The sequence below is a fragment of the Alloalcanivorax mobilis genome, from assembly GCF_002864685.1.
Lineage (GTDB): Bacteria > Pseudomonadota > Gammaproteobacteria > Pseudomonadales > Alcanivoracaceae > Alloalcanivorax > Alloalcanivorax mobilis.
The window spans coordinates 1-3316 of record NZ_NMQZ01000077.1; the positions used below are offsets into that span (position 1 = coordinate 1).

The 3316-nt window shown below is 53.4% G+C and carries 1 rRNA gene; it reads left to right on the forward strand.

Annotated elements, in window-relative coordinates:
* The first annotated feature begins 258 nt into the window (after window positions 1-258).
* Window positions 259-3151 (forward strand): 23S ribosomal RNA (locus tag CGS25_RS18780).
* The last annotated feature ends 165 nt before the right edge of the window (window positions 3152-3316 follow it).

The following is a 3316-nucleotide window of genomic DNA, read 5'->3' on the forward strand; positions in this document are numbered from 1 at the left end:
GTTGTTCCGGCACCAAGAAGCCGGTAACAAGTGATTCGACTGAATTATTTGTTACCGGCTTTTTAATCCGGTCCTGAAGTTCACCTTCGGGAAGCTCTTTAACAATCTGGGAAATGAGAAAGTCCAAGTATTCCTGATGGAATACAAGCGTTAGAAGAAATATCTGACACTTGTGTCTGTTTGGTGCGTATCGTTAATTGTTGCGACGCCGTGTGACTTGAGAGGGTGACACCTTGGTGTGACTGTTTTGGGTTATATGGTCAAGTGACGAAGCGTGCACGGTGGATGCCTTGGCAGCCAGAGGCGATGAAGGACGTTGTAGCCTGCGATAAGCGCCGGTTAGGTGGCAAACAACCGTTTGACCCGGAGATCTCCGAATGGGGCAACCCACCTGTCGTAAGGCAGGTATCCGTTACTGAATCCATAGGTAGCGGAAGCGAACGCGGGGAACTGAAACATCTAAGTACCCGTAGGAACAGAAATCAATTGAGATTCCCTGAGTAGCGGCGAGCGAACGGGGATTAGCCCTTAAGCTGATGAATGATTAGGAGAACGGTCTGGGAAGGCCGGCCACAGTGGGTGATAGCCCCGTATCCGAAAATCTGAATCAGTGAAAACGAGTAGGTCGGGGCACGTGAAACCTTGACTGAACATGGGGGGACCATCCTCCAAGGCTAAATACTCCTGGCTGACCGATAGTGAACCAGTACCGTGAGGGAAAGGCGAAAAGAACCCCGGAGAGGGGAGTGAAATAGATCCTGAAACCGTGCACGTACAAGCAGTCGGAGCCCGCTTTGTTGGGTGACGGCGTACCTTTTGTATAATGGGTCAGCGACTTATTCTCAGTAGCGAGGTTAACCGTTTAGGGGAGCCGTAGGGAAACCGAGTCTGAATAGGGCGTTAAGTTGCTGGGAATAGACCCGAAACCGGACGATCTACCCATGGGCAGGTTGAAGGTGCGGTAACACGCACTGGAGGACCGAACCGGGATCTGTTGAAAAAGATTCGGATGACCTGTGGGTCGGAGTGAAAGGCTAATCAAGTCCGGAGATAGCTGGTTCTCCCCGAAAGCTATTTAGGTAGCGCCTCGGACGAATACCACTGGGGGTAGAGCACTGTTTCGGCTAGGGGGTCATCCCGACTTACCAACCCGATGCAAACTCCGAATACCAGTGAGTACTATCCGGGAGACACACGGCGGGTGCTAACGTCCGTCGTGAAGAGGGAAACAACCCAGACCGCCAGCTAAGGTCCCCAAATTCCAGTTAAGTGGGAAACGATGTGGGAAGGCTCAGACAGCTAGGAGGTTGGCTTAGAAGCAGCCACCCTTTAAAGAAAGCGTAATAGCTCACTAGTCGAGTCGGCCTGCGCGGAAGATGTAACGGGGCTCAAACTGGATACCGAAGCTGCGGCAGCGTGCTTATGCATGCTGGGTAGGGGAGCGTTGTGTAAGTCTGTGAAGGTGAGTTGAGAAGCTTGCTGGAGATATCACAAGTGCGAATGCTGACGTGAGTAACGATAATGGGAGTGAAAAACTCCCACGCCGAAAGACCAAGGTTTCCTGCGCAACGCTAATCGGCGCAGGGTAAGTCGGCCCCTAAGGTGAGGCTGAAGAGCGTAACTGATGGGAAACGGGTTAATATTCCCGTACTTCTTGTAACTGCGATGGAGAGACGGAGAAGGCTAGGCCTACCGGGCGTTGGTAGTCCCGGGGAAAGACCGTAGGCTGGGATCTTAGGTAATTTCGGGATTGTAAGGCTGAGAGTCGAGAGCACCGGCCCTTTGCGGCTGGGAAGTGGTTGATGCCCTGCTTCCAGGAAAATCTTCTAAGCTTCAGGTTACAAGGAACCGTACTCGAAACCGACACAGGTGGTTGGGATGAGTATTCTAAGGCGCTTGAGAGAACTCGGGTGAAGGAACTAGGCAAAATTGTACCGTAACTTCGGGAGAAGGTACGCCGCTGAGGGTGAAGGGCTTGCCCCGTACGCTTTTAGCGGTCGCAGTGAAAAGGCCCCTGCAACTGTTTATTAAAAACACAGCACTCTGCAAACGCGTAAGCGGACGTATAGGGTGTGACGCCTGCCCGGTGCCGGAAGGTTAATTGATGGGGTTAGCTTCGGCGAAGCTCTTGATCGAAGCCCCGGTAAACGGCGGCCGTAACTATAACGGTCCTAAGGTAGCGAAATTCCTTGTCGGGTAAGTTCCGACCTGCACGAATGGCGTAATGATGGGGGCGCTGTCTCCACCCGAGACTCAGTGAAATCGAAATCGCAGTGAAGATGCTGTGTACCCGCGGCTAGACGGAAAGACCCCGTGAACCTTTACTATAGCTTCACAGTGGACTTTGAACCTGCTTGTGTAGGATAGCTGGGAGGCTTTGAACCCGGGACGCCAGTTCCGGTGGAGCCAACCTTGAAATACCAGCCTGGCATGTTTGAGGTTCTAACCCAGGCCCGTTATCCGGGTCGGGGACATTGTGTGGTGGGTAGTTTGACTGGGGCGGTCTCCTCCCAAAGAGTAACGGAGGAGCACAAAGGTACCCTCAGCACGGTCGGACATCGTGCAATGAGCGTAAAGGGAGAAGGGTGCTTGACTGCGAGACCCACAAGTCGAGCAGGTGCGAAAGCAGGTCTTAGTGATCCGGTGGTTCTGTATGGAAGGGCCATCGCTCAACGGATAAAAGGTACTCCGGGGATAACAGGCTGATACCGCCCAAGAGTTCACATCGACGGCGGTGTTTGGCACCTCGATGTCGGCTCATCTCATCCTGGGGCTGAAGCCGGTCCCAAGGGTATGGCTGTTCGCCATTTAAAGAGGTACGCGAGCTGGGTTTAGAACGTCGTGAGACAGTTCGGTCCCTATCTGCCGTGGGCGTTGGAGATTTGAGAGGAGCTGCTCCTAGTACGAGAGGACCGGAGTGGACGAACCTCTGGTGTTCCGGTTGTCACGCCAGTGGCATTGCCGGGTAGCTACGTTCGGACGGGATAACCGCTGAAAGCATCTAAGCGGGAAGCCTCCCTCAAGATGAGATCTCCCTGACTCCTTGAGAGTCCTAAAGGGCCGTGGAAGACCACCACGTTGATAGGCTGGGTGTGGAAGCGCTGTAAGGCGTGAAGCTAACCAGTACTAATTGCCCGTGCGGCTTGACCATATAACGCCAAAGCAGTTATGGCGTGGCACGATTAACATCGCGCGAATGAACACGAGTGTTGGATATCTGACGCTGGACGATCTCATAACCCAGAATTGGCTTTGCTTGCGAAAGCGGCAAGGCAACCTTATTTGGCGAAAGCCAAACCGGTTTGCCTGACGACTA